A 20,234-nucleotide genomic window follows, 5' to 3' on the forward strand; every position below is an offset into this window, starting at 1 on the left:
AAAGGACATTCAGGTGACTGAAGCTGTAGCTGCTCCGGCAACTGAGACCGCTGCGCCTGCTACCACTGACGACCGCCGTGGTGGCGCTCGTCGTGGCGAGCGTGGCGACCGCGGCCAGGGCCAGGGCCGCGGAGACCGTGGTGGCCGTGGTGGCCGCGACGGTGGCCGCGAAGCCGAAAAGAGCCAGTTCGTAGAGCGCGTCGTAACCATCAACCGTGTTTCCAAGGTCGTCAAGGGTGGTCGTCGCTTCAGCTTCACCGCCCTCGTCGTCGTCGGTGACGGCAACGGTATGGTCGGCGTCGGCTACGGCAAGGCTAAGGAAGTTCCTGCCGCCATCGCGAAGGGCGTTGAAGAAGCCAAGAAGTCCTTCTTCCGTGTTCCCCGCATCGGCAGCACCATTCCTCACCGCGTACAGGGCGAAGCCGCTGCCGGCGTTGTAATGCTGCGTCCGGCTTCCGCCGGTACCGGTGTTATCGCCGGTGGTCCGGTCCGTGCAGTACTGGAGTGCGTGGGCATCCACGACATCCTCTCCAAGTCGCTCGGTTCCTCCAACGCCATCAACATCGTTCACGCGACCGTTGATGCCCTGAAGCGTCTTGAAGAGCCGGCAGCCGTGGCAGCACGCCGCGGCCTCCCGCTCGATGAGATTGCTCCGCCGGCAATGGTGCGTGCACTTCTGAACCAGAAGGCAGGTGTCTGAGTCATGGCTAAGAACCTGATTCCCTCCGACGACACGTTGGAGATCACTCAGATCAAGTCCGCCATTGGCGGCAAGCAGAACCAGCGCGACACCCTGCGGTCCCTCGGCCTGAAGCGGATCGGACACACCGTTGTCCGGACCGCCGACGCCGTGACCGTCGGAATGCTCAACACGGTTCCGCACCTGGTAAAGGTAGAGGAGGCGAAGTAAATGGCAGAGAAGAACACCGCCGAAAAGGCACAGGGCGCCGCTGCTGAGAAGCAGAACGCTCTGAAGGTTCACCACCTGCGTCCCGCCCCGGGTGCCAAGACCGCCAAGACCCGTGTTGGTCGTGGTGAAGGTTCCAAGGGTAAGACCGCCGGTCGCGGTACCAAGGGTACGAAGGCCCGTTACCAGATCAAGGCTGGCTTTGCCGGCGGCCAGCTGCCGCTGCACATGCGCCTGCCGAAGCTGCGCGGCTTCAAGAACCCGTTCCGGGTTGAGTTCCAGGTAGTAAACCTGGACAAGCTCAACGAGCTGTTCCCGGAAGGTGGCGCAGTCACCGTGGAGAACCTGGTCGAAAAGGGTGCCGTTCGCAAGAACCAGCCCGTCAAGGTGCTTGGCACCGGCGACATCACCGTCAAGGTTGACGTCACCGTCCACGCATTCTCGGCCAGCGCCGCAGAAAAGATTGCCGCAGCAGGCGGAAGCACCACCGCCCTCTAAGAAGGCGGCGGGGCAGTAGACCGTTGTTGAAACTCCCGGTACCGAGGGGCCCAGGCCTCCGGTGCCGGGAGTTTTCTCATTTCCGCGCCCCGCCGATTGTCCGCAGGGCGCATCCACCCGTTAGACTCTGTTGTTGGGTTTATTTGACCTGCCTCACACGGCTTTACTTACCACTCAGGAGGACGCTTGCTTAGCGCATTCGGCCGGGCCTTTCGCACGCCTGATCTGCGACGCAAGTTGTTGTTCACGCTGGGAATCATCACAATCTTCCGCTTGGGTGCTTTCATCCCCTCGCCTGGTGTGAACTACCAGAATGTCCAGCAATGCTTGCAGACCGGTCAGACCACGGGCGGCATCTATCAGCTCGTCAACCTGTTCAGCGGCGGTGCATTGCTGCAGGTCTCGATCTTCGCGCTCGGGATCATGCCGTACATCACGGCGAGTATCATCGTGCAGCTGCTCCGGGTGGTCATTCCCCGCTTCCAGATGCTCTATGAGGAAGGCGCGTCCGGCCAGTCGAAGCTGACGCAGTACACGCGTTACCTCACCATCGCCCTGGGCCTCCTGAATGCCACGACCCTGGTGTCTTTGGCCCGTTCCGGCCAGTTGCTGCCCAACTGCCAGCTGCCGATCATCCCGGACACGAGTATCATCACCACGATCCTCCTCATCATCACGCTGACGGCCGGCACCGGCCTGATCATGTGGATGGGCGAACTCGTCACCGAAAAGGGTGTTGGCAACGGGATGTCGCTGCTCATCTTCACGTCCATCGCAGCCGGTTTCCCCGGATCGCTCGGCGCGATCTGGACGGCTCAGGGCCCGGGCACCTTCTTCATGGTCCTGGCCATCGGCCTGCTGACCGTGGGGCTCGTGGTCTTCGTCGAGCAGTCCCAGCGCAGGATCCCGGTGCAGTATGCCAAGCGCATGATCGGCCGCCGGACCGTCGGCGGTACCAGCACGTACATCCCCATCAAGGTGAACATGGGCGGCGTCGTGCCTGTCATCTTCGCATCCTCGATGCTGTACCTGCCGGGCCTGGTTTCCCAGTTCAACCAGCCGGCGCCCGGCGAGCCGCTGGCGCCCTGGGTTGAGTGGATCAACAACAATCTGACCCGTGGCGACCACCCCATCTACATGGCGCTCTACTTCGCCATGATTGTGTTCTTCACGTACTTCTATGTTGCGATCACTTTCAACCCTGAAGAAGTTTCTGACAACATGAAGAAGTACGGCGGCTTCATTCCGGGGATCCGTGCCGGCAAGCCGACCGCAGACTACCTGCAGTACGTGCTTTCCCGGATTACCCTGCCCGGTGCCATTTACCTGGGCCTTGTGGCGCTGATCCCGCTGATCGCACTGGTCCTGATCAACGCCAACCAGAACTTCCCGTTCGGTGGCACCTCGATCCTGATCATGGTCGGCGTCGGTTTGGAGACCGTCAAGCAGATTGACGCGCAGCTACAGCAGCGTCACTACGAAGGGCTTTTGCGATGACGAGAATGTTGATTATCGGACCTCCCGGATCCGGCAAGGGGACGCAGGCGGAACGCATTTCGGAGCGCCTCGGCGTCGTGGCGATCTCCACCGGCGACATCTTCCGCGCCAACGTCAAGGGTGAGACTCCGCTGGGCATCGAAGCCAAGAAGTACATGGACGCAGGGGACTTCGTTCCGGACAGCGTGACGAACAAGATGGTCCGCGACCGTCTCAGCGAGGACGACGTCGAAAGCGGCTTCCTGCTGGACGGCTACCCCCGCACGACCGCGCAGGTGGATTACCTCGACGCGATTCTGGCCGATGGCGACCAGAAGCTTGACGTTGTCCTGCAGCTCACGGCCGATGACGAGGAACTCATCTCACGTCTCCTGGGCCGTGCCAAGGAAACCGGCCGCAGCGATGACAACGAGGCCGTCATCCGGCACCGCCTAGACCTGTACCACGAGCAGACGGAAGCCGTGGTGGCGAAGTACGCCGACCGCGGCATCCTGACGCGTGTCGACGGGATCGGCGGCATCGACGAGGTCACCGACCGCGTCATGCAGGCCATCAAAGAGGCCCAGAAGGCCTGAGCCTGAACCCTTGATCTTGAGGCCCTTCCCGGACCACCGGGAGGGGCCTCAGCCATTTGGCCGCGCAGCCCCGGAAACAAGCGCGGCTCCATTGAAAGGACGCTGCTGATGGCCTTCGGCCAGCCCCGCATCGAATACAAGACCAACGCCCAGATGCGCACCATGCACGAGGCCGGACTGGTGCTCAGCCGCGCCCTGGATGCTGCCGTGGCCGCCGCGGTGCCCGGCAGGACCACCCGGGACCTCGACGCCGTCTTCGCGGCCGTCCTCGAGGATGCCGGCGCAACATCGAACTTCCTCGGCTACCACGGCTTCCCGGCCACCATCTGCACCTCGGTCAACGAGGAAGTCGTCCACGGCATCCCCGGCGACCGTGTGCTGCGGGACGGGGACATCATCTCGATCGACGGTGGCGCGATCCTGGACGGCTGGCACGCCGATTCGGCCCGGACCGTGATCGTAGGGACCGGGGACCCGGAGGACCAGCGTCTCTCCGACGTCACGGAGACGGCGATGTGGCATGGCATTGCCGCCCTCGCCACCGGCAAGTTTGTCGGTGACATCGGCTCCGCCGTCGACGACTACGTCTCATCGGTGCCGGGGAAGCCGCTCGGGATACTGGAGGACTACGTGGGCCACGGCATCGGCTCCGAAATGCACATGGCCCCGGACGTGCTGAATTACCGGACCAGCCACCGGGGGCCGAAGATCCGGCCGGGGCTGTGCCTCGCCATCGAACCCATGCTGGTGCGCGGCAGCATCGACACCGCCGTGCTGGCGGACGACTGGACCGTGGTGACCACCGACGGCAAGCGCTCCTGCCAATGGGAGCACTCCGTGGCGGTCCACGAGAACGGCATCTGGGTGCTGTCGGCGGCGGACGGGGGAGTCGCGAAGCTGGCGCCGCTCGGCGTCGTGCCTGTCCCGATTCCCTGACCGCTTCCCGCGCGTCGGCGACCCGCAATGTCATCCCCGATGCGGAAAATCCCTGGCGAGGCCGGCAATCCGGCGTCGCCAGGGATTTTGCGTGTCACCCGGACTGCTGCGCGTCGAAGGCTGCCAGCGCGCCGAAGGGCACAATGGAGCCATGACTGCGATTACCGATGTGCCGGGAATCAGGGTGGGCCACGCCACCAGGACCGCTGACGGGTGGCTGAGCGGCGTGACCGTGGTCCTGCCGCCGCCGGGCACGGCCGGGTCCGTGGATGTGCGCGGCGGCGGCCCCGGAACCCATGAAACCGACGCACTGGACCCAACCACCCTGACGGCCCGGGTCGACGCCGTGGTGCTCACCGGCGGCAGCGCCTACGGCCTGCTGGCAGCCCACGGCGCCCAGCGCTGGTGTGAAGAGGACGGGCGCGGCTTCCCCGTGACCGGCGGGGTGGTCCCCATCGTGCCGGCCGCGGCGATCTTCGACCTGGGCCGCGGCGGGGACTTCACGGCCCGTCCGGACCTGGCCATGGGATACGAAGCCACCGCAGCTGCCGCCGCCCGGGAGTTCGGGCACGACGTCGAACGCGGCAACGTCGGTGCCGGCACCGGAGCGGCAATCGGCCGGGGACAGTTCAAGGGGGGAGTGGGAACAGCGTCCGTCACCCTCGAGAACATTTCCGGCGAGGGCTCTGTGGTTGTGGGGGCCATAGCAGTAGTCAACGCGCTGGGACTGCCATGGGGCACATCGCCGCGACGGGCGGAACCCGGCAGCGTGCGTCAAAGCTGGGGCCACGACGGTGGGGTTCCCGGGCCGAGCTTGCGAGGCGAGGGGGTCGGTGGGGAGGAACGAGCGAGCACTCCGAGGGTTTCGGCTGTCACGGCGGAAGCCGAGTCGGGCGCACCCCGTGGCGCTTCAGCCCCAGCGCCGCCGCCGCTCAACACCACCCTCGTCGTCGTCGCCACCAACGCCGTGCTGGACGCCGCCGAATGCAAGCGGACCGCATCCGCGTCGCACGCCGGCCTGGCCCGGGCGCTGAATCCGAGCCACACCCTGGTTGACGGGGATACGGTGTTCTGCCTCGCCACGGGCGGCATCGCCCTGGACCGCAGCAGCGAAGCCATCCGGCAGCTGAGCCTCATCACGCTGCAGAGCGCGGCTGCCGACGTCGTCCGCCTGGCCATCCTGGACGGAGTCGCCAGCGCGCACGCCGTCGTCACCCCTGCCGGCGAATTTCGTGCATACCGGGACGATGTGCGCTAGCATTGCTGGATTTAACATTCCGCCGGCAATGGCGTAGTGTTGTCTGTTGGTTGTCTGCCCTGTTGTGCCCTTTTGGGTACCGGGAGGCATCAGCCAAACAATCAAAAACGTCCGCGGTCCTTTCCGGTGCAATCCGGGAGGCCGTGGCAAACAACAGTTAGCGGAGGGTATGGCCAAGAAGGACGGGGTCATTGAGATCGAGGGCGTTGTGACTGAGGCGCTGCCTAACGCGATGTTTCGCGTTGAGCTCACCAACAAGCACATCGTTCTGGCACACATCTCTGGAAAGATGCGCCAGCACTACATCAGGATTCTCCCTGAGGACCGGGTAGTGGTGGAGCTGAGCCCGTACGACCTGACACGTGGTCGTATCGTCTACCGCTACAAGTAAACACTGGGCGGCCAGAGCAACAGCCGAAGGCCGGTCCAGCTGACCAACTGCAACACGCAAAGGAACGCCATGAAGGTCAAGCCGAGCGTCAAGCAGATCTGCGAAAAGTGCAAAGTGATCCGCCGTAATGGCCGGGTCATGGTGATCTGCGAGAACCCGCGCCACAAGCAGCGCCAGGGCTAATTTCCCTTCCGGGAAAACCTGGGTTGCTAACCCACGCAAGTAAATAAAGGCAGCACAAGCTGATCTGGGACATTGAGCAACAACGAGTCCGGACAGCTAACCCCCGGTCGGAGGCTGGGGCCGCACGGAACGTGCGGGTGTACTGCCTACGACCTCCGGCTTATTCAAGGAGCACTGCCACTATGGCTCGTCTCGCTGGCGTAGACATTCCCCGCGAAAAGCGGTTGGAAATTGCGCTTACTTACATCTACGGCGTGGGCAAGACCCGTGCACACGAAACCCTGGCTGCCACCGGCATCAGCGCTGACGTTCGGGTCAAGGATCTGTCCGACGCCGAGCTGGTCCAGCTTCGTGACTACATTGAAGGCAACTACAAGGTTGAGGGTGACCTTCGCCGCGAGGTAGCCGCTGACATCCGCCGCAAGGTTGAGATCGGCAGCTACGAAGGCCTGCGCCACCGCAAGGGCCTGCCCGTACGCGGACAGCGTACGAAGACCAACGCACGTACCCGCAAGGGCCCGAAGCGTACCGTCGCCGGCAAGAAGAAGACCCGCTAAAGCCCATTTGCCCCCTAAAATCGCTAACGCGATTTCAGGGAACCCGGCAAATGAGGGAATAGCGGATCTTTCCCCCGATAACTTTCTGTAGGAGAAAAAATGCCCCCGAAGACTCGTGGCGCGGTTCGCAAGCCGCGTAAGAAGGACAAGAAGAATATCGCGCTGGGCCAGGCGCACATCAAGAGCACCTTTAACAACACCATCGTTTCCATCACGGACCCGAACGGTGCTGTCATCTCCTGGGCGTCGTCCGGTGAGGTTGGCTTCAAGGGCTCGCGTAAGTCCACCCCGTTCGCTGCCCAGATGGCCGCCGAAGCCGCCGCGAAGCGTGCACAGGAGCACGGCATGCGCAAGGTTGACGTGTTCGTCAAGGGACCGGGCTCCGGACGCGAAACGGCCATCCGTTCACTGCAGGCTGCTGGCCTCGAGGTTGGATCCATCCAGGATGTAACCCCCAGCGCCCACAACGGCTGCCGTCCGCCGAAGCGCCGCCGCGTCTAAGGCTTTCAAGCGCTCAGGAGCTTGCCCGGACCCTCACCGGTCCGGGCAGGCCCAGCCGCGTTAAGTCTTCAGACCGATCTTTCCACCACCTGTGTTGCGTCATATAGCGGATGCTCGCCGAAAGGAAACCTAAGTGCTCATTGCACAGCGCCCCACCCTCTCCGAAGAGGTCGTCTCCGATAACCGCTCCCGTTTCATTATTGAACCGCTGGAGCCGGGATTCGGTTACACCCTCGGAAACTCCCTCCGCCGTACCCTGCTCTCCTCCATCCCCGGTGCCTCTGTCACGAGCCTCCGGATCGATGGCGTGCTGCATGAGTTCACCACGGTTCCGGGTGTCAAGGAAGATGTCACTGAGATCATCCTGAACATCAAGAACCTGTCGGTTTCCTCCGAGCACGATGAGCCGGTTGTTGCTTACCTGCGCAAGCAGGGACCGGGAGTCGTCACCGCCGCGGACATCGCTCCGCCGGCCGGCGTCGAATTCCACAACCCGGATCTGCACATTGCCACGCTGAACTCGAAGGGCAAGTTCGAACTCGAACTGACCATCGAGCGCGGCCGCGGCTACGTTTCGGCAGCTCAGAACAAGTCCGGCGATTCCGAGATCGGCCGCATCCCGGTCGACTCGATCTACTCGCCGGTTCTGAAGGTTACTTTCCGCGTGGAAGCTACCCGCGTTGAGCAGCGCACTGACTTCGACAAGCTCATTGTCGACGTCGAGACCAAGCAGGCCATCGCCCCGCGCGATGCGGTTGCTTCGGCAGGTACCACCCTGGTGGAACTGTTCGGTCTGGCCCGCGAGCTGAACACCGCAGCTGAAGGTATCGAGATTGGCCCGTCGCCGACGGATGCTGCCCTGGCAGCTGACATGGCCCTGCCGATCGAGGATCTGGACCTCACAGTCCGTTCCTACAACTGCCTCAAGCGTGAGGGCATCCACACCGTGGGTGAACTCGTGGCTCGCTCCGAGGCTGACCTCATGGACATCCGTAACTTCGGTGCGAAGTCCATCGATGAGGTCAAGGCAAAGCTGGTTGAACTGGGCCTGTCCCTCAAGGACTCGCCTCCCGGTTTTGACCTCGCAGCACGCGCTGCCGCAATTGAAGAGGACGACGCCGCGTTCAGCGACGACGAACTCTAACAAACAGATCTTGGCCGGCTGGCTGGATGCACCACGGTGTGCGCAGCCAACTGGCTTCCATATGAGGAGAAACTATTATGCCTACCCCCGCTAAGGGTCCGCGCCTCGGAGGCGGAGCGGCTCACGAGCGTCTTATGCTCGCGAACCTGTCCGCCGCACTGTTCGAGCACAAGCGGATCACCACCACGGTGACCAAGGCCAAGCGACTGAAGCCGTACGCCGAGCGCCTGGTGACTTTCGCCAAGCGTGGCGACCTGGCTTCCCGCCGTCGCGTGCTCGGCCTGATCAGCAACAAGGGCATCGTCCACGAGCTGTTCACCGACATTGCACAGGCAGTGGAGAACCGCGACGGTGGCTACACCCGCATCACCAAGATCGGCAACCGCAAGGGCGACAACGCTCCCATGGCTGTCATCGAACTGGTTCTCGAGCCGGTTTCCGCCAAGCAGGCCGTGGTAGCCGAGGCTACCTCCGCTGCCAAGCGCGATGCCGACAAGAAGGACGCTGACACGGCAGAAGCCGCTCCGGTTGCTGAAACCGAAGTTGCCGAGACCGAAGAGGCTCCTGAAGCTGAAGCTGCTGCTGCTACCGAAGAGGCTCCGGCCGCCGAGGAAGCAGCCCCCGAGTCCGAGAAGGACGCGAAGTAGTTCGCTGATTTCTTCGCATAGACTTAAGTCTATGAACGACCAGAAACCCGCTGCCCCCGTTAGAGGGGGCGGCGGGTTTTTGCGTATCCGGCTTGATCTGGCGTACGACGGCGGCCCCTTCAGCGGGTGGGCCGTCCAGCCGGGACGGCGCACCGTCCAGGGGACCCTCGAGCAGGCCCTTGAGCTGCTGATACGGCGCCCGATCCGGGTGACCGTCGCCGGACGCACCGACGCCGGCGTACACGCCCGGGGACAGGTGGTCCACCTGAACCTCAGCGAGGCGGAATGGCTGGGCCTGAACCGGGGCGTTGAACTGGACCCCGCCGTCGCCCTGCTGCGCCGGCTCCGCGGCGCGCTCAGCCGCGGCCTGGGGGACCTCGCGGGGGCGATTGAGGTGCACCGGGTCAGCGTGGCTCCGGAAGGCTTCGACGCCCGGTTCTCGGCCCTTTGGCGCCGCTACAGCTACCGGATCGCGGACGGCCCGGCCCTCTGGGATCCGCTCGGGCGCACGTGGACGCTCTGGCACAAGGAACGGCTCGACGTCGGCTTGCTCAACGAGGGGGCCTCCCAGTTGCTGGGGTTGCAGGACTTCCGGTCCTACTGCAAGCCGCGGGAGGGCGCCACGACCATCCGCGAACTGCAGCGCTTCGAGTTCGCCCGCGGTGCCGACGGCGTCATCGTCGCCACCGTGCAGGCGGATGCGTTCTGCCACAATATGGTGCGCTCCCTCGTGGGGTCGGCCGTGTATGTCGGGGCGGGAGTCGAGGCGCCGGGGTGGCTGCACGAGCGGCTCCTGGCGCGGTCGCGGGACGCCAAGTCCGTCCTGGCCGCCCCGCACCCTCTGGTTCTCGAGGAAATCGCCTACCCCTCCGACGCAGGGCTCCTGGCCAGGGCAGTACTGACCCGGGCGCGGCGCCTGTAAACGTTGCTGCCCCGGCTGGCGTTACTGCTCGAGCTGGGTCGGGGCCTCTTCCGCCGGCAATGTCATGGTGAATGTTGTGCCGGAACCGGGTGTGCTGACGCAGGAGATGTCTCCACCGTGCCTCTCGACGATGGACTGCGTGATGGAAAGGCCCAGGCCGACGCCGGGGATGGCTGACTGCCTGGCTGCGCGGGTGCGGAAGAACCGCGTGAAGATCCGGGTGGCTTCCTCTTCGCTGATGCCCATCCCGGTGTCCTGCACCTTGAGCTGGACCCACGAGGCGTCGCTGGCGGGCGCTGACGGTCACGGAACCACCCGCGGGCGAATACTTGATGGCGTTTGACACCAGGTTGTCGAGGGCCTGGCCGATGCGGAGTGGGTCCGCGTGCGCCCAGAGAGGCACCGGAACGTCGGTGCTGAGGGAGACGTTGGTGGCGTCGGCCTGGGCCTGGGCGGATCCGATGCTGGTCTCGACCAGTCCGGAGAGGTCAGTCCGGCGCGGATGGACGGCCAGGACTGTTGACGCGGATACGAGCAAATCGGAGACGAGCGACAGCAGCCTCTCGGCGTTGCGCTGGACCACCTCCAGCCTCCGGACGGCCACCGGCGAGTAGCCTTCCACCTCGCTCAGCACCAGGTCCACGTTGCCGAGGACTGACATCAGGGGACTCCGGAATTCGTGGGAGACGTTGGAGATCAGGTCTTCCTTGGCGGCCAAAGCCTCTACGAGGCCTGTGACGTCGCTGGAGACGATGACGGCCCTGCTGAAGCCGCCGTCGTCGTTCTTGATGATCCGTGCTGCTGTTGAGATGGCGCGCTGGTTCGGACCCTCGCCAGTCCAGACGAGATAGTCCGCGAAGGTTTCCCCCGCCACCGCCCGGTGAATCGGCCGCTTGTCCTCGGGAAGGGGCGTCACCCGGTCCTGGCCGAACATGAGCTGCCGCGACTCCTCGGCCGCCGTACCCGAGGCGGTAGGGGAGGCGGCCTGCTGGAATATTGCCTGCTGCCCATTGACCAGGATGGTCCGGCCGTCTGCGTCGACGGCGACAATCCCGACGTCGATCGTGTCCAGAACGGTCTTGAGCAAGCGTTCGCGCTTCCTGCTTTCAACCAGCAGTTCGCGCAGTTCTTCGTCCTTCTTCTCCAGCCGCTGGCGTTGAACCCGGACGTTGGCACTGGCGAAACGGATGGCCAGCGAGATGGTGAGCATCATTAGCGGCAGCAGAACTGCGCTGGTGATGTCGGAGGGTGAAATGTTGGGAAATTTTTGGAGTACCGACGGCAGCGTGACCAAAAGGGTGCAGAAAAAGCTCAGGAAGACCGTGGTGCGGGCAAAAGCGGTGGAGGTGGACAGCCAGATCACGGGGAATATGGCCAGAACTCCGAGGCCGGCAACCGCCGGAACGGCGCCGTTGCGTGCGAGGCCAATGACCACGAAATCGAGAATCGGAATCACGAGGAAGGCATTTGCCGGCAGCCGTTCCCACGGAACTAGGAAGCAGGCAATAAATAGGCCCGCCATGAGGACAATGGACGCAATGAATGTGCCGTTTTGTATCAGGGTAGGCCAGACCGCGGGCGCCGCCACGGCCAACGCCGCGAGAAGGACCGTTACCGGAAGCTGGCAAAACGCGACCTGGACGCGGGGTTTTAGTCGTCGGAAAAAACGGTCCGTGTCGCGGACCAGCAGCTGCTCACCCAATGTTGTACCGGCCGGAACGGGTGCAGGGGCCGGGGCCGGGGGAGGCGCCGGGCCGGGTGCAGGTGCGGAGGCCAGTGCGGGGGTAGCGGCCACGGCCCCTGCGGCGATGGCGGCCGCTGAGCACGATTTCGGCTCCGCTCTTGATCCCGGGCTGCCCGCGGGGGGGGGGGGGGGGGGGGGGGGGGGGGGGGGGGGGGTCCTGCGCCATAATGGCCTTTTGCTGAACGTTGCAACCCGGACGGTGGTCTCGCGGGGCACGGAATTGGTGCTGACCCGAAGCGAATTCGACCTGCTCCATGAGCTTTTGCGGGGGACCGGCGCGGTACGGACCCGATCAGACCTGGTGCGTGGCGAGCACTACCGGGATGACACTTATATCAGCGGAGCCGATGAACGGGCGGTGGAGGTCCACATCGGAAATCTCCGTCGCAAGCTCGGCGAAGATCAGCAGGACCCCCGATGGCTGATCACTTTTCGCGGGGTGGGCTACCGGCGGGCGCCCAAGCGCGCGGAGTGATTCAGCTCCGGGCTGCGGGCTATTCGTCCCGCGAGAGGTAGCACTGCTGGAGTGCATGGATTGTGGCCTGGCCGACTTCGGCGATAAAGGCCACCTGCGCCGGCGCCTGCGCCTGCGGCGAAGGCAGGTCCCCGTTCCGGATCATGCCTTCCAGCTCGACGGCCAGGCCGGCGAGCCGCGACCCTCCCACCATGAAGGTGGAGTTCTTCAGGCTCAGTACGGCGTCCATCGCGGCATCAGGGTCAAGGTCCGCCACTGACCGCATCAGATACTGGAGCCGCTTGTCCCAGATGCTGATGTAGTCCCTCGCGAAGGACCGGGCTACGCCCGAATCGCCCAACTCCTCTTCCAGCTGCCGGAGCACGGCCAGGTCAAGCAGCGGCAATCCGACCTCCGGACGCCCTTCCTGTGCAGCGTTTTCAGGGACCCGAGGCACCGACAGGCAGACGCCATTGCTGCTGCCGTCGGCTGCGCCGGACCTTGAAGTGGACATGACCTAAGGCTACTTTCTGGCCTTGTAAAAACCTTTGGTGACAGTGGCTCTTGCGGAAACCCTGCGGATTCATTGTGCTTCGCAGCCCGGTCCCGCCGGGCGGAGCGACGTTCGGAGGAATCTCAATGATGTTGTCAACGGATTCCTCGGGTGCCGACTATGGCGTGGGGTCCCTCGCGGTGGGCGTTACTACTTGGGGTTTGTGCGCCTTGGTGTTGCACGGCTCCAGCCGGCCAAGCGGGCCGCGTCTTCAGCGGTCCTCCCCTTTGCGCGGGCGTCTTGTGCGATCGCTAACTTATCGGCAATAACCGTAGGATCAGACATTGGCCGGCCGAAGCGTGTTCCGTTCTGCCTCGCGGCGGCGATGCCGGCGTTGACCCGCTCCACGCTCATACTCGGCCAGGGTGGCGAGCATGTTTAGCATCAGCCGGCCTGTCGAGGTCGCCGGGTCGATCCCGTCCGAGATGGATTGGACATGGACGCCGCGTTCTCGGAGCAAATTCACTGTGTTGAGCACGTCGATCAGTGACCGGCCCAACCGGTCCACCCGCCACACCACGACGGTGTCGCCCTCCTCGGCATACTCGAGGAGCCTCTTCATTCCGGGCCGCCCGATTGCCGTCCTACTCCCCGAGGTCACGTCGGCGAAGACGTCGCGTCTCTGCACGCCCGCGGCGACAAGAGCATCGAACTGCAGCTGAGCATCCTGGCTCGAAGTACTCACTCGCGTATAGCCCAGTTGTCTCAGGGGTCAATTCTGACTCAAAAAGTCCTCAGCGTACCGCCACTGAGACAATTCACTGTGAGACGCTTTTCCGAACAAAGATAGTCCCGCGCTCAGCGCCTCGTCTCGTACCTGGTTAGGACCACGCCGCCGGGAAACGTCCGCGTCTCCACTAGGTCCAGGTTCACCCAGCTGTCCAGCGCGGTGAAGAACGGCGTTCCGCCGCCCACCAGGACCGGATGGGTGGCCAGCGCGTACTCGTCGATCAGCCCGGCCCGCATGGCCGCCCCGGCGAGCGTTGCGCCGCCGACGCTCATCGGGCCGCCGTCCTCGGCCTTGAGCCGGGTGATCTCGGCGATCGCGTCGCCGGTGACTAGGCGGGTGTTCCAGTCGACCTTGTCGATCGTCGAGGAGAACACCACCTTCGGCGTGTCTCGCCAGTTCCGCGCGAACTCGATCTCCGCCGGGGTGGCGTTGGGCTGCTGGTCGCCAGTCGGCCAGTAGGAGCTCATTGTCTCCCAGAGCTTGCGTCCGTAAAGCGACAGGCCGCTCGCCCGCTCCTGGTCGAGCCACCATTGGAACAATTCGTCGCTCGGCCCGCTCCAGCGAATGTCGTCGCCGGTCGCGGCGATGTAGCCGTCCAGGGTCAGGTTCATGCCGTAGATCAGTTTCCGCATGGCGCCAGCCTTCCGTCAGTCGGTCTCCAGAGTATAGATCGGGCCCGGCGCGGGAAACTCATCGGTGCGCGGTCTGACTCGCAGGTAGTCCTCGTGCTCAGGGCTCAGCGCGGCATACTCGAGCGCCTCACGCCGCGACGCCCCGTCGAACATGAGCACGCCCAGCCCGGTGGAGGATCCGCCAAGGGCGGCAGGGGTGACATTTATCGCTGCTAAAACGCCGCCCTTTATCGCTCCGATTCACAGACTTTCTCATCTACCCGCTGGCCCCGCCGAGGTCCAGGGCAGTGTCTTGAGAGTCTGAGACAGCAGGTGCGTTACTTCTTTATACCGGTTCGCGTCAGGCGGTTTCTGCCCTGACGGTGTTGGTGATGCTGCCGACTCCTTCCACGGTCACGGTGATGGTGTCGCTGTCTTTGAGGAACAGTTGGGGGTCTCGGCGGTATCCGACTCCGGATGGTGTGCCGGTGAGGATGACGTCCCCTGGCTCCAGCGTGGTGAATTCGGTGATGGTGGCGATGAGTGTGGGGATGCTGAAGATCAGGTGGGAAAGGTCAGATTTTTGTACAACTTCCCCGTTCAGGGTTGTGCTGATGCCTGCCTTGCTGATGTCGGCTTCTGTCCGGGTGACGATGTAGGGGCCGACCGGGGTGGTGTTGTCCCAGACCTTGCCCTGCAACCATTGGTGGGATCTGTTTTGGTAGTCGCGCATGGTGACGTCGTTGGAGACGCAATAGCCTAGGACGTGGTCCATGGCGTCCTGCTCGGCGATGCGGCGGCCTGTCCTGCCGATGATGACGGCAAGTTCGCCCTCGAAGTCGACCTGGGTGGATTCCGGGGGCAGGATGATGTCGTCGGCTGGTCCGATGAGCGTGGATGTGTACTTGGGGAAGAGGACGGGAAAGCGGCCGTGCTGGCGTCGTCGGCATGGTCTTTGTAGTTCAGGCCCACGCAGAGGATCTTCCCGGCCCTTGGTGACGCCGCTCGGAGGGTGACTTCGGATAGGGCAACCCGTGATTCCGTCAGACGGGCAGCACTGGCAAGGAGATCTGCGGATGTTTCCGGTCCGACGTCGGTGAGCCCGGCCAGCGGGATGAGGTGTTCGCCGTGAACTTCGCCGATGAAGTTGTGACCCTTGTATCGGTAGTTTGCGTAGGCCATTCGTTTTCTCTTCCTGATCTTGGTTGCTGTTTACGGCAGTGCGCGGACGTGCGAAGGGCGTGTTTTGTTCGCCATGGGCACCCACGCCAGCCGTGGGCAGCGTGGGCGAGGGCGTTAGAGTGCCGGTTGCACCCCAAAGGCAACTGCGAGCTTCAGGATCTTCTCGGCGCGGCCCAGGCGTGGCAGGTCCGAACCATCGCGGATCACGCGGCCGCTGGCCTCGAAGTCGTTCATGAAGTCGGTGGCCCACGCGACGTCCGAAGGCGTGGGGCTGATGACCTCGTTGATCACCGGGGTCTGGTCGATGGCCAGGCAGAGCTTGCCGGTCATGCCCATCATCACGGTGATGCCGGTCTGCTCGCGCAGGATCGGGTGGTTGGTGCCCACGGTGGGACCGTCGATGGGGCCCGGGAGGTTGCCGACACGGCTGGCGACGACGAGCTTGGCGCGCGGGTAGGCCATGGCCTCCGCCGTGGCCACCATGCCCGTGTCGCGGCGGAAGTCGCCCGAGCCGAACGCCAGGCGGAACGCGCCCTGCGCCTTGGCAATGTGGTTGGCTTCCTCGATACCCACGGCGGACTCCACGAGCGGAATGACCGGCGTCTTGCCGTCCATGCGGTGGAAGCTCTCGGTCACCTGGTCCGCGGACTCGGTCTTGGCCAGCATCACGCCGAGCAGCCCCGGGGTGCCGCGCAGCCCTGCAAGGTCATCGGCCCAGAACGGGCTCGTGGCATCGTTGATCCGGATCCAGGCCTTGCCGCCGCCGGAGAGCCACTCCACCACGTTGCCGCGGGCCTGGTCCTTCTGCGACGGGTCCACGGCGTCCTCGATGTCCAGGATGATGGGGTCCGCGCGGGAAACAGCCGACTGGTCAAACAGTTCCATTTTCATGGCGTTCACCAGCAGCCAGGAGCGGGCGATTTCAGCTGGAATGTTACGTTCCGGGATGAAGTCCGGGAGCACATCACTTAGCACTGGGGTGGCGTGGGAGGTGTCTTCGGTGCTTTGGGGCATGTAGGTGTGCTGCGTCATGGGTCTCCGTGCTAAGTCAGTTATGTGATGGTGCTGTAGATGTCATCCGGTAGCAGAGCCCGTCTTCGGCTTCTTCCGGTTCTGTCCACACCTCGATCCCGTGCGGCTTCGTACATGGTGCGTTGTTGGGCGGCGTCGCCTGCGATCCAGAGCGCTGTGGAGTCTGCCATGGCATCATCTGGGTTCCGGTGCGGATGATTTGGCCGTGCTGGCGGATCTGGACGGTCGCTCCGATATACCGGCGCCAGTGGATGTACTGGCGGAGCATGATCCGCTCTTCGTAGGCGGGTGCGTGCAGGTTGCGGGGGCCGGTTGATGGGGTCATGGCGCGGACAGGGCCGATGCCACTGCTTTGCCCAGTTCTTCGGTGGTGGCGTTGCCGCCCATGTCGGGTGTGAGGGCTTGTTGCCCGCGGGCGAGCACGGTTTCCATGGGGGTGGTGATGGCGGCCGCGGCTTCGGGTTCTCCCAGGTGTTCGAGCATCATGGCGGCGCACCAGATTTGCCCGATGGGGTTGGCGATGCCTTTGCCGGCGATGTCCGGGGCGGAGCCGTGGACGGGTTCGAACAGGCTGGGGAATGAGCGTTCGGGGTTGATGTTGCCGCTGGGGGCGATGCCGATGGTTCCGGTGCAGGCCGGCCCGAGGTCGGAGAGGATGTCGCCGAAGAGGTTGCTGGCGACGACGACGTCGAACCAGTCGGGGTGCATGACAAAGTTAGCGGCCAGGATGTCGATGTGGTACTTGTCCACGTTGATCCCTGGGTAGGCGGCGGTCATGGCCTGCACGCGTTCGTCCCAGTAGGGCATGGTGATGGAGATGCCGTTGCTCTTCGTGGCGGAGGTCAGGTGCTTCTTGGGCCGGCTTTGCGCCAGGTCGAAGGCGTATTTGAGGATCCGGTCCACGCCGGTGCGGGTCATGACTGTTTCCTGGATGACGGTTTCGCGGTCGGTGCCTTCGAAGATCTTCCCGCCGATGCTGGAGTATTCGCCTTCGGTGTTTTCGCGCACGACGTAGAAATCGACGTCGCCGGGAACATGGCCGGTCAGGGGGCTGGGCACGCCGGGCAGGAGTTTGACCGGGCGGAGGCTGACGTACTGGTCGAAGTGGCGGCGGAACTGCAGGAGGCTGCCCCACAGCGATACGTGGTCGGGGACGACGTTGGGCCACCCGACGGCGCCGAAGAAGATGGAATCGAACTGGTTCAGTTCTTCGAACCATCCGTCTGGCAGCATTTTCCCGTGCCGGGTGTAGTAGTCAGCCGAGGCGTAGTCGAAGTGTTCGTAGTTGAGGTTGAGGTCGAAGGCTGAGGCTGCGGCGTCCAAAACGCGCAGCCCTTCGGGCACGACTTCGGTGCCGATTCCGTCGCCGGGAATGACTGCGATGCGGTGGGGTTTCGACATCAGGATCCTTCTTCGTCTTTGTCCGGTGTGCGGGGTTAGTCGTCGACCGGGTGTGCCGGTTCGCGGTTTTCTAGGACGTCGATGACGGCGTGCGCGGCGGCCAGTCCGGCCCGTGTCCGGGCTTCGGCTGTCTGGCCGGCGAGGTGGGAGGTGATGAGCACGTTGTCCAGGCCCCGAAGAGGGCTGTCGCCGGGTAGGGGTTCGCTCTCAAGCACGTCCAGCGCGGCGCCGGCAATGGTGCCGTCGGAAAGTGCTTTGGCCAGGGCCTCTTCATCAATGAGTGAGCCGCGGGCCGTGTTGATGAGGACGGCGGTGGGCTTCATTGCTTGCAGCCGGGGCGCGTCGATGAGTTTGCCGATGCTCTGGCCTCCACGGGTGTGCAGGGAGAGGAAGTCAGCGCCGCGAGTGACGGTGTCGAGATCGGTGAACTGTACCGCGCTGTTATCGCGGTCGGGGTGGGCGGTGCTGACCAGGACGGTCATGCCGAGGGCGACGCCCAGGCTTGCCGTGGCGCGTCCGCTGGGGCCGTAGCCGATGATGCCCAGGGTGGAACGGCGCAGTTGGTGGCCGGCTTCCCGGGGCCAGTGGCCTTGGCGTACCGCGGTCGTGACCTCCAAGAGGCGGCGTGCGGCCATGATGATCAGTCCGATGGTCAGTTCGGCGACCGAGTGGTGGTTTGTTCCGGGGGCGTTGCAGACCCTGATTCCTTGCGCGGCCGCGGCCTGGACGTCGATGGAGTCGTACCCCACTCCGCTGCGCGCGATGACTTGCAGGGAGGCAGCGCCGGTGAGCATGTCGGCCGTGACTGGCTCGCTGGCGAGGATCGCGCCGGATATGCCGTCGAACAACGAGCGACGTTCCTCAAGGGTCCGCGGCCCCCGGGATGGCGAGTAGACCGGTTCCAGACCGCGTTCGCGCAGGAGCTGGTCAACGGTATCTCCCGGGTGGAGGTAGTCGGTGGTGATCAGGATGCGTCGGGCCATGGTGCGGTGGCTTCCTATTTTTGTTTGGTGCGGATGAGCTGCAGTCAACGGGCGGGAGTTTATGGTTTGCGCGGCTCGGGGCCGCCGCGGTGTGCGCGGCGGCCCTGCCGGGTGCGGTGTTAGTAGATGTCGACCTTGTCCGCTTCCACAACGGTCGGTGTCTTTGATTCGATTTCGTTCTTTTTCTGGCCTGAGGCGTGCAGGGCTTTGCGGGCCTGTTCGGGGTCGTAGTCCTTTTCCCATTTGCCGACGACGACGGCTGCCATCACGTTGCCAAGGACGTTGATGAACACCCGGCCTTCGTTCAGGAGCCGGTCGATGCCGACGATGAGGGCGAGAGCGGCCAGCGGGATGCCGCCGACTGAGCTGAGGGTGCTGGCCAGGACGATGAACGCGCCGCCGGCGATTCCAGCGGTGCCCTTGCTGGTGAGCATCATGACTCCGACCATGACGAGCTGCTGTTCCCAGGAGAGGTCCATGCCGACGGCCTGGGCCAGGAAGACTGAGGCCATGGTGAGGTAGACGGCGGATCCGTCGAGGTTGAAGGAGAACCCGGAAGGGATCACGATGCCTACGGTGGACTTGCCGACGCCCATGGCTTCGAGCTTCTTGATCAGCTGCGGGAGTACGGCTTCGCTCGAGCAGGTGCTCAGGGCGATCAGCAGCTCGGCCTTGAAGTAGCGCATTACCGTGAAGATGTTCAGTCCGCAGGCACGGGCGATGGTGCCCAGGACCACGAGGACGTAGAGGATGCAGGTCGCGGTGAACAACAGGACGAGGTAGCCGAGTTGCTGCAGGCTTTGGGTGCCGTAGTTGGCCACCACGGCCGCCAGCGCGCCGAAGGTACCGATGGGAGCAAGGCGCATGACCCAGTTGACGATCTTGAAGATGACCACGGACAGGGCCTGGATGCCCTTGGTGAGGAACGCGCCGGATTCGCCGGAGACGTTCATGGCGGCACCGAACACGATGGAAACCATCAGCGCGGCGATGATGGCGTGGCCGGTCAAAGCCCCAAACAGCGATTCGGGAATGATGTTGTTGACGAACTCGAGGCCGTCGAAGCCCTTATTAGCGGCCGCTGGCACCTTGCTGGCGTCCAGCTTGTCCGGGTCGATGTTCATGCCTTCGCCGGGGCGGAAGACGTTGGCGACGACCAGGCCTATCAGCATCGACACCAGCGACAGGACGACGAAGTAGCCCAGCGCCTTGACGCCGATGCGGCCGGCTTTGCGCAGGCTGTCCATCGAGGCGATGCCTAAGGAAACCACGCAGAACACCACAGGGATCACGATCATTTTCACCAGGGCGATGAACCAGTCGCTGAGCGGGGTGAGCTGTTTGCCGACTTCCGGCAGGAGGAAGCCAACGGCGATGCCCAGGGCTGCACCCAGGACGACTTGGAACCAGAGTTCGCGCAGCAGCCGGCCGAACCGGGATCGCTGCTTGGGCGGGTGGGCGGAATATTGCGGGTTCTGCATGGTGTGGGACGACATCTTGGGTGCTCCTTTGCACGTCAGACAGCGAG

General features: G+C 64.1%; 24 protein-coding genes and 3 pseudogenes. 16 read left to right on the plus strand and 11 right to left on the minus strand.

Annotation, left to right across the window (positions count from 1 at the left end; all coding sequences use genetic code 11):
• The first annotated feature begins 13 nt into the window (after nt 1-13).
• From rpsE to QFZ69_RS04245, 14 genes are all read left to right on the plus strand, one after another.
• Complete coding sequence (rpsE, locus tag QFZ69_RS04180) at nt 14-700, plus strand: 30S ribosomal protein S5 (RefSeq protein WP_306915791.1); 687 nt, start codon at nt 14-16, stop codon at nt 698-700.
• A gap of 3 nt (nt 701-703) precedes the next feature.
• Complete coding sequence (gene rpmD, locus QFZ69_RS04185; RefSeq protein ID WP_306915792.1) at nt 704-910, plus strand: 50S ribosomal protein L30; 207 nt, start codon at nt 704-706, stop codon at nt 908-910.
• On the plus strand, nt 911-1,405 hold the full coding sequence (gene rplO, locus QFZ69_RS04190) for a 50S ribosomal protein L15 (RefSeq protein ID WP_058931722.1): 495 nt from the start codon (nt 911-913) through the stop codon (nt 1,403-1,405).
• A gap of 186 nt (nt 1,406-1,591) precedes the next feature.
• A complete protein-coding gene (gene secY, locus QFZ69_RS04195; RefSeq protein ID WP_306999931.1) occupies nt 1,592-2,902 on the plus strand; it encodes a preprotein translocase subunit SecY in 1,311 nt (436 codons plus the stop codon).
• Nucleotides 2,903-2,907: 5 nt separating this feature from the next.
• Nucleotides 2,908-3,477, plus strand: a complete 570-nt coding sequence (locus QFZ69_RS04200) for an adenylate kinase (RefSeq protein ID WP_306919589.1) — start codon at nt 2,908-2,910, stop codon at nt 3,475-3,477.
• Between the two features lie 108 nt (nt 3,478-3,585).
• A complete protein-coding gene (map, locus tag QFZ69_RS04205; protein ID WP_306915794.1) occupies nt 3,586-4,413 on the plus strand; it encodes a type I methionyl aminopeptidase in 828 nt (275 codons plus the stop codon).
• A gap of 151 nt (nt 4,414-4,564) precedes the next feature.
• Entirely contained in the window at nt 4,565-5,671 is a 1,107-nt protein-coding gene (locus tag QFZ69_RS04210; protein WP_306999933.1) for a P1 family peptidase, read from the plus strand.
• A 169-nt stretch (nt 5,672-5,840) separates the two neighbouring features.
• Complete coding sequence (infA, locus tag QFZ69_RS04215; protein WP_009358723.1) at nt 5,841-6,062, plus strand: translation initiation factor IF-1; 222 nt, start codon at nt 5,841-5,843, stop codon at nt 6,060-6,062.
• Nucleotides 6,063-6,131: 69 nt separating this feature from the next.
• Nucleotides 6,132-6,245: a 50S ribosomal protein L36 gene (gene rpmJ / locus QFZ69_RS04220; protein ID WP_009358722.1), complete on the plus strand. Its 114-nt coding sequence runs from the start codon at nt 6,132-6,134 to the stop codon at nt 6,243-6,245.
• A gap of 182 nt (nt 6,246-6,427) precedes the next feature.
• Complete coding sequence (gene rpsM / locus QFZ69_RS04225) at nt 6,428-6,802, plus strand: 30S ribosomal protein S13 (protein ID WP_264354696.1); 375 nt, start codon at nt 6,428-6,430, stop codon at nt 6,800-6,802.
• Nucleotides 6,803-6,901: 99 nt separating this feature from the next.
• On the plus strand, nt 6,902-7,303 hold the full coding sequence (gene rpsK / locus QFZ69_RS04230; protein ID WP_018773682.1) for a 30S ribosomal protein S11: 402 nt from the start codon (nt 6,902-6,904) through the stop codon (nt 7,301-7,303).
• Between the two features lie 133 nt (nt 7,304-7,436).
• Complete coding sequence (locus QFZ69_RS04235; protein WP_306915798.1) at nt 7,437-8,447, plus strand: DNA-directed RNA polymerase subunit alpha; 1,011 nt, start codon at nt 7,437-7,439, stop codon at nt 8,445-8,447.
• 77 nt (nt 8,448-8,524) lie between these two features.
• Nucleotides 8,525-9,094, plus strand: coding sequence for a 50S ribosomal protein L17 (rplQ, locus tag QFZ69_RS04240; protein ID WP_306915799.1), 570 nt, complete (start codon nt 8,525-8,527; stop codon nt 9,092-9,094).
• A 31-nt stretch (nt 9,095-9,125) separates the two neighbouring features.
• The gene (locus tag QFZ69_RS04245) at nt 9,126-10,016 is read left to right on the plus strand and encodes a tRNA pseudouridine(38-40) synthase TruA (RefSeq protein ID WP_306915801.1); all 891 of its coding nucleotides are present in this window, start codon (nt 9,126-9,128) and stop codon (nt 10,014-10,016) included.
• Between the two features lie 21 nt (nt 10,017-10,037).
• Here QFZ69_RS04245 and QFZ69_RS04250 read toward each other — a convergent pair whose 3' ends face one another.
• Together QFZ69_RS04250 and QFZ69_RS04255 are read right to left on the minus strand one after the other, a co-directional pair.
• Entirely contained in the window at nt 10,038-10,262 is a 225-nt protein-coding gene (locus QFZ69_RS04250) for an ATP-binding protein (protein ID WP_306999935.1), read from the minus strand.
• A gap of 346 nt (nt 10,263-10,608) precedes the next feature.
• A pseudogene (locus tag QFZ69_RS04255) lies at nt 10,609-10,950 on the minus strand (diguanylate cyclase); the annotation flags it as partial.
• On the opposite strand from QFZ69_RS04255, the gene QFZ69_RS04260 reads away from it, so the two are divergent.
• Entirely contained in the window at nt 10,897-11,232 is a 336-nt protein-coding gene (locus QFZ69_RS04260) for a hypothetical protein (RefSeq protein WP_306999937.1), read from the plus strand. The pseudogene QFZ69_RS04255 and the gene QFZ69_RS04260 sit on opposite strands and share 54 nt — an antisense overlap.
• Before the next feature lie 679 nt (nt 11,233-11,911).
• Nucleotides 11,912-12,235 (plus strand): annotated as a pseudogene (locus QFZ69_RS04265) (winged helix-turn-helix domain-containing protein); the annotation flags it as partial.
• 19 nt (nt 12,236-12,254) lie between these two features.
• On the opposite strand, the gene QFZ69_RS04270 reads toward QFZ69_RS04265, so the two are convergent.
• From QFZ69_RS04270 to QFZ69_RS04310, 9 genes and pseudogenes are all read right to left on the minus strand, one after another.
• On the minus strand, nt 12,255-12,728 hold the full coding sequence (locus QFZ69_RS04270; RefSeq protein ID WP_306915804.1) for an Hpt domain-containing protein: 474 nt from the start codon (nt 12,726-12,728) through the stop codon (nt 12,255-12,257).
• Nucleotides 12,729-12,917: 189 nt separating this feature from the next.
• A pseudogene (locus QFZ69_RS04275) lies at nt 12,918-13,476 on the minus strand (recombinase family protein).
• 89 nt (nt 13,477-13,565) lie between these two features.
• On the minus strand, nt 13,566-14,129 hold the full coding sequence (locus QFZ69_RS04280; protein WP_306915806.1) for a dihydrofolate reductase family protein: 564 nt from the start codon (nt 14,127-14,129) through the stop codon (nt 13,566-13,568).
• A 340-nt stretch (nt 14,130-14,469) separates the two neighbouring features.
• A complete protein-coding gene (locus QFZ69_RS04285; RefSeq protein ID WP_306999940.1) occupies nt 14,470-15,375 on the minus strand; it encodes a fumarylacetoacetate hydrolase family protein in 906 nt (301 codons plus the stop codon).
• 29 nt (nt 15,376-15,404) lie between these two features.
• The gene (locus QFZ69_RS04290; RefSeq protein ID WP_306915810.1) at nt 15,405-16,322 is read right to left on the minus strand and encodes a CoA ester lyase; all 918 of its coding nucleotides are present in this window, start codon (nt 16,320-16,322) and stop codon (nt 15,405-15,407) included.
• Between the two features lie 16 nt (nt 16,323-16,338).
• A complete protein-coding gene (locus QFZ69_RS04295) occupies nt 16,339-16,647 on the minus strand; it encodes a hypothetical protein (protein ID WP_306915811.1) in 309 nt (102 codons plus the stop codon).
• Nucleotides 16,644-17,723 carry a tartrate dehydrogenase gene (locus QFZ69_RS04300; protein WP_306915813.1) on the minus strand — a complete coding sequence of 360 codons (1,080 nt, stop codon included), beginning with the start codon at nt 17,721-17,723 and terminating at the stop codon, nt 16,644-16,646. Before QFZ69_RS04300 ends, QFZ69_RS04295 begins: the two co-directional genes overlap by 4 nt.
• Nucleotides 17,724-17,758: 35 nt before the next feature.
• A complete protein-coding gene (locus QFZ69_RS04305; RefSeq protein ID WP_306915815.1) occupies nt 17,759-18,706 on the minus strand; it encodes a phosphoglycerate dehydrogenase in 948 nt (315 codons plus the stop codon).
• Between the two features lie 119 nt (nt 18,707-18,825).
• A complete protein-coding gene (locus tag QFZ69_RS04310; protein ID WP_306915817.1) occupies nt 18,826-20,202 on the minus strand; it encodes a cation:dicarboxylate symporter family transporter in 1,377 nt (458 codons plus the stop codon).
• Nucleotides 20,203-20,234: the final 32 nt, after the last annotated feature.

Source organism: Arthrobacter sp. V1I7, from assembly GCF_030817015.1.
Classification (GTDB): Bacteria; Actinomycetota; Actinomycetes; order Actinomycetales; family Micrococcaceae; genus Arthrobacter.

Excerpts from the sequence above, each read along its gene's own strand:
- infA (WP_009358723.1), top strand. The coding sequence starts at position 5,841 with ATGGCCAAGAAGGACGGGGTCATTGAGATCGAGGGCGTTGTGACTGAG.
- rplQ (WP_306915799.1), top strand. The coding sequence starts at position 8,525 with ATGCCTACCCCCGCTAAGGGTCCGCGCCTCGGAGGCGGAGCGGCTCAC.
- QFZ69_RS04310 (WP_306915817.1), bottom strand. The coding sequence starts at position 20,202 with ATGTCGTCCCACACCATGCAGAACCCGCAATATTCCGCCCACCCGCCC.
- rplO (WP_058931722.1), top strand. The coding sequence starts at position 911 with ATGGCAGAGAAGAACACCGCCGAAAAGGCACAGGGCGCCGCTGCTGAG.
- map (WP_306915794.1), top strand. The coding sequence starts at position 3,586 with ATGGCCTTCGGCCAGCCCCGCATCGAATACAAGACCAACGCCCAGATG.
- rpmJ (WP_009358722.1), top strand. The coding sequence starts at position 6,132 with ATGAAGGTCAAGCCGAGCGTCAAGCAGATCTGCGAAAAGTGCAAAGTG.
- QFZ69_RS04200 (WP_306919589.1), top strand. The coding sequence starts at position 2,908 with ATGTTGATTATCGGACCTCCCGGATCCGGCAAGGGGACGCAGGCGGAA.
- QFZ69_RS04300 (WP_306915813.1), bottom strand. The coding sequence starts at position 17,723 with ATGTCGAAACCCCACCGCATCGCAGTCATTCCCGGCGACGGAATCGGC.
- QFZ69_RS04295 (WP_306915811.1), bottom strand. The coding sequence starts at position 16,647 with ATGACCCCATCAACCGGCCCCCGCAACCTGCACGCACCCGCCTACGAA.
- QFZ69_RS04270 (WP_306915804.1), bottom strand. The coding sequence starts at position 12,728 with ATGTCCACTTCAAGGTCCGGCGCAGCCGACGGCAGCAGCAATGGCGTC.
- rpsM (WP_264354696.1), top strand. The coding sequence starts at position 6,428 with ATGGCTCGTCTCGCTGGCGTAGACATTCCCCGCGAAAAGCGGTTGGAA.
- QFZ69_RS04305 (WP_306915815.1), bottom strand. The coding sequence starts at position 18,706 with ATGGCCCGACGCATCCTGATCACCACCGACTACCTCCACCCGGGAGAT.
- rpmD (WP_306915792.1), top strand. The coding sequence starts at position 704 with ATGGCTAAGAACCTGATTCCCTCCGACGACACGTTGGAGATCACTCAG.
- QFZ69_RS04245 (WP_306915801.1), top strand. The coding sequence starts at position 9,126 with ATGAACGACCAGAAACCCGCTGCCCCCGTTAGAGGGGGCGGCGGGTTT.
- rpsK (WP_018773682.1), top strand. The coding sequence starts at position 6,902 with ATGCCCCCGAAGACTCGTGGCGCGGTTCGCAAGCCGCGTAAGAAGGAC.
- QFZ69_RS04210 (WP_306999933.1), top strand. The coding sequence starts at position 4,565 with ATGACTGCGATTACCGATGTGCCGGGAATCAGGGTGGGCCACGCCACC.
- QFZ69_RS04290 (WP_306915810.1), bottom strand. The coding sequence starts at position 16,322 with ATGACGCAGCACACCTACATGCCCCAAAGCACCGAAGACACCTCCCAC.
- QFZ69_RS04280 (WP_306915806.1), bottom strand. The coding sequence starts at position 14,129 with ATGCGGAAACTGATCTACGGCATGAACCTGACCCTGGACGGCTACATC.
- QFZ69_RS04250 (WP_306999935.1), bottom strand. The coding sequence starts at position 10,262 with ATGGGCATCAGCGAAGAGGAAGCCACCCGGATCTTCACGCGGTTCTTC.